The following is a 4,272-nucleotide window of genomic DNA, read 5'->3' as shown; positions in this document are numbered from 1 at the left end:
GCGGCGTACAGCCGCGAAGGGTCCAGCAGCACCGGCGCCTTCTTCAGGATTCGTGGTGCCGGGTCTGACGCCTTCGCGGCTGTATGCCGCTCCTACGGGGACCGATCTGGCTACAGCCCCTTTTCGAAGATCTTCGAATTGCGCTGATAGTTGTACAGTGAAGCACGCGCCGACGGCAGCCGCTCCACGCCACTGGGCACGAAGCCACGCTCGCGAAACCAGTGAGCGGTGCGAGTGGTCAGCACGAACAAGGTGTTGAGCCCCAGCGCACGTGCCCTTTCCTCGATTCGCTCCAGCAGCTCGTCGCCACGCCCGCCGTGCCGATATTCAGGGTTCACCGCCAGACAGGCGAGCTCACCCGCCTGGGAATCGGCGATGGGGTACAGCGCCGCGCAGGCGATGATCATCCCTTCGCGCTCGACCACGCTGAACTGGGTGATCTCGCGCTCCAGCACCTCCCTTGAGCGACGTACCAGAATGCCCTGCTCTTCCAGCGGGCTGATCAGGTCGAGCAGGCCGCCGACGTCGTCGATATTGGCCTCTCGCACCTGTTCGAACTGTTCCTGGGCCACCAGCGTGCCGCCGCCGTTGCGGGTGAACAGCTCGGTCAGCAAGGCGCCATCCTCGGCATAGCTGACGATGTGGCTGCGGTTTACACCGCCTTTGCAGGCTTGAGCTGCGGCATCGAGCAGTTCGCCTTGATAGTCGTTGCCCAGGCGTTGCAGATGGGCGGGCACCTGCTGGGGCCGCAGTTCGCGCACCAGCCGACCGCTTTCGTCCAGCAGCCCGGGCTCGGCACCGAACAGCAACAGCTTGTCGGCGGCCAGGTCGACCGCCGCGCGAGTGGCGACGTCTTCGCAGGCAATATTGAAGATCTCGCCTGTGGGCGAGTAGCCCAGCGGCGACAGCAGCACGATGGAGCGCTCGTCGAGCAGGCGATTGATGCCCTTGCGATCGACCCGGCGCACCTCGCCGGTATGGTGGTAGTCCACCCCTTCGAGCACACCGATCGGCCGCGCAGTCACCAGGTTGCCGCTGGCCACGCGCAACCGCGAGCCCTGCATGGGCGAAGAGGCCATGTCCATGGACAGGCGCGCCTCGATGGCAATGCGCAGATGGCCGACAGCGTCGATCACGCATTCCAGAGTGGCAGCGTCGGTGACCCGCAGGTTGCGGTGGTAATGCGGGGTAAGGCCGCGCGCCGCCAGGCGGCTCTCGATCTGCGGCCGCGAACCGTGCACCAGCACCAGGCGCACGCCCATGCTGTGCAGCAACACCAGGTCGTGGACGATATTGCCGAAGTTGGGGTGCTCGACCCCTTCACCCGGCAGCATGACCACGAAGGTGCAGTCACGGTGGGCATTGATGTAAGGGGAAGCGTGGCGAAGCCAATTCACGTAGTCGGGCATAAACGCAAAAGCCTGTAGATAAGATGGACGAAAAGCATCACTCGGCGCACAGCGGTATGAGGGTTATCGTCGTAACAGGCTTGGCAACACGCGTGCTCTCCTCGTTGGAACAGACGGCTCGGGGGCCGGCGGGTTTAGGAAATGACCGACTTCAGGCAGTAATGTTCGATCAGTTCCCGCAATAGACGCACTGTAGGCTGCAAACGTGACATTTCCAGATATTCCCCCGGCTGATGCGCACAGGCGATATCGCCGGGGCCCAGCACCAGGGTCTCGCAGCCCAGGCGCTGGAAGTACGGCGCCTCGGTGCCAAACCCCACCGCCGCAGCGGTGTGCCCGGTAAGGCGCTCGGCGACTCGCACCAGCTCGGCATCGGCCGGCTGTTCGAAGGGCGGCACTTCGCCGAACAGCGGCCCGTAGTCGATCTGCACCTGATGCAATTCGGCCAGGGGTGCGAGTTTCTGCCGGATCGCCGCGCGCAGCACGTGGGGGTCCATACCCGGCAATGGCCGCAGGTCGAATTCGAGGGAGCATTGGCCGCAGATCCTGTTGGGGTTGTCGCCCCCATGAATGCAGCCGAAGTTCAGGGTCGGCTGGGGCACGCTGAACTGCGCGTTGTTGTACTCGCGCTGCCACTGCTGGCGCAATTGCATCAGCTCGCCGATGGCGGCGTGCATGGCTTCCAGCGCGCTGTGGCCCAGGCTCGGGTCGGAAGAGTGGCCGCTGCGCCCGAGAATATCGATGCGCTCCATCATCACGCCCTTGTGCAGGCGAATCGGCTTGAGCCCTGTGGGCTCCCCGATCACCGCGGCACGCCCCAGGGGCCGGCCGGCTTCGGCCAGGGCCTTGGCGCCGGACATCGAGCTTTCCTCGTCGCAGGTGGCGAGGATGATCAGCGGTTGCTTGAACGGCTGATCGATCAGGCCACGCACCGCTTCGATGATCAAGGCGAAAAAGCCTTTCATGTCGCAGCTGCCCAGGCCGACCCAACGGCCGTCCACTTCGGTGAGCTTGAGCGGGTCGGTGCTCCACAGCGCGTCATCGTAAGGCACGGTGTCGCTGTGACCGGCCAGCACCAGGCCACCTGGGCCGCTGCCGAACGTGGCCACGAGGTTGAACTTGCCCAGCTCGATTTCCTGAACGTCACAGGCAAAGCCCAGATCGCCCAGCCAGGCGGCCAGCAGTTCGATCACCGGGCGGTTGGTCTGATCCAGGCTGGGCTGAGTGCAACTGACCGAAGGCGCAGCGATCAGGGCGGCGAACTGTTCTTGCATGGATGGCAACGGCATGGCGGTCCTCCCGGGGCGAGCCCCATCATAGAGCCATCGGGCGCCAGGAATAAACCACTGCGGCACGACTGCTGTACACTGCACGGCCTTATCTAGTCATCAGCGCGCCGTTGTACGCCAGCGCTTGGATTGCCCCGCCATGCAAAAAGAAACCGAAATCAAACTGCGCGTCAGCCGCGACACCCTGGCTGCCCTGCGCGAACACCCGCTGCTGAAAAAACGCAACAAAAGTGGCTGGGAGCGCCGTGAGCTGTTCAATCAGTACTTCGATACCCCCGAGCGTGACCTGGCCGCGGCCAAGGTGGCGCTGCGCCTGCGCCGCGACGGCGATGAAGTCATCCAGACCCTCAAGACCCGCGGCACCAGCGTGGCCGGGCTGTCGGAACGCAACGAGTACGACTGGACACTGGCCAAGGCCAAGCTAGATCTGAAAAAGCTCGACGGCGAGTGCTGGCCCGAGCAACTGGCGCAGCTGGACAAGAAGACCATCAAGCCGGTGTTCACCACCGACTTCATCCGCGAACGCGCAGAAATCGCCTGGGGCCGCGGCAAGGCCAAGGTGGTGATCGAAGCCGCCCTGGACCTGGGCAAGGTGATCGTCGGCAAGCAGTCCGAAGAGATCTGCGAACTGGAACTGGAACTGCGCGAAGGCGACCCAGCCGCGCTGCTGGAGCTGGCCGCCGAATTGGCCGAGAAACTGCCGCTGATGCCGTGTGACATCAGCAAGGCCGAGCGCGGCTATCGCCTGAGCGACCCGGGCAGTTACGCCTTGAGCCTGCCGGCGCCCGAACTGAGCGCGGAAACGTCGCTGGACGACGCGTTCACCGCCCTGGCCTGGCATCTGCTGGCCGGCAGCCAACGCCTGGCCGAGCAATACCGTTTCAACGGCCACTGGCGCCTGTTGCAGGACTGGGTTCAGCAACTGATCGACCTGCGCGGGCTGGTCGGCAGCCTCGGCCAGGCCGCGCCGCGCGCCACCAGTTCAGAGCTGCGCGCCGCCCTCGATGCACTGCTCGAAGACTGGCGCCCACTGGTACAGGCGGGCCAGGACGATGAAGACGTGCGCAAGGCGGCGCCCGAGCAGTTCGCCGAAGAGCTGCTCGACACCCGCTGGGGCCTGTTCTCGCTCAATACCTCGCGCTGGCTGCTGGCGCGCAGCTGGACCGTGGAACGCAACAACCGCGGCAACCGTCAGGGCGCTGCGCAACTGCAGAGCTGGCTGGGCCATCTGATCGCCGAGGAAGGCGCGGCGCTGCAACTGGCGCGTTACCAGCAGCAGCCCGAAGACCTGGCCGAGCAACTGCCGCGCCTGGAGCGCATCCAGAGCTGGCTGCACCTGGCCCGCGACGTGCTGGATGTGCCGGAAGTGGACCGCCTGTTCGGTGAACTGAACAAGCTGCACGCATTGGCCAGTCTCGACATCACCGATGAAGTGCTGGACGCGCGGATGCAGCAGGCGATTGCGGTAGGGCAGAATCGGGCCTGGAAGCTGCTGTTGCGCAAGTAGGGTTGCCTGGAGGTCGGTAGTTACAGGCACACCGCGTTTCGCTCCCTCTCCCTCTCCCTCAGGGAGA

At 64.9% G+C, this 4,272-nt stretch carries 3 protein-coding genes; 1 reads left to right on the top strand and 2 read right to left on the bottom strand.

Features of this window, described 5'->3' with window-relative positions:
* Positions 1-110 precede the first annotated feature (110 nt).
* Both argA and argE read right to left on the bottom strand, forming a co-directional pair.
* Complete coding sequence (argA, locus tag B3397_RS06550) at positions 111-1,409, bottom strand: amino-acid N-acetyltransferase (RefSeq protein ID WP_296248345.1); 1,299 nt, start codon at positions 1,407-1,409, stop codon at positions 111-113.
* A 134-nt stretch (positions 1,410-1,543) separates the two neighbouring features.
* Positions 1,544-2,698, bottom strand: coding sequence for an acetylornithine deacetylase (gene argE / locus B3397_RS06545; protein WP_296248343.1), 1,155 nt, complete (start codon positions 2,696-2,698; stop codon positions 1,544-1,546).
* Positions 2,699-2,837: 139 nt separating this feature from the next.
* Between argE and B3397_RS06540 the strand changes: the two genes are divergently transcribed.
* Complete coding sequence (locus B3397_RS06540) at positions 2,838-4,205, top strand: inorganic triphosphatase (RefSeq protein ID WP_296248342.1); 1,368 nt, start codon at positions 2,838-2,840, stop codon at positions 4,203-4,205.
* Positions 4,206-4,272: the final 67 nt, after the last annotated feature.

The organism is Pseudomonas sp. UBA4194 (assembly GCF_002379585.1).
GTDB lineage: Bacteria > Pseudomonadota > Gammaproteobacteria > Pseudomonadales > Pseudomonadaceae > Aquipseudomonas.
The sequence above is the reverse complement of the archived record's forward strand: the minus strand, read 5'-3'. Positions and strand labels throughout refer to the sequence as shown.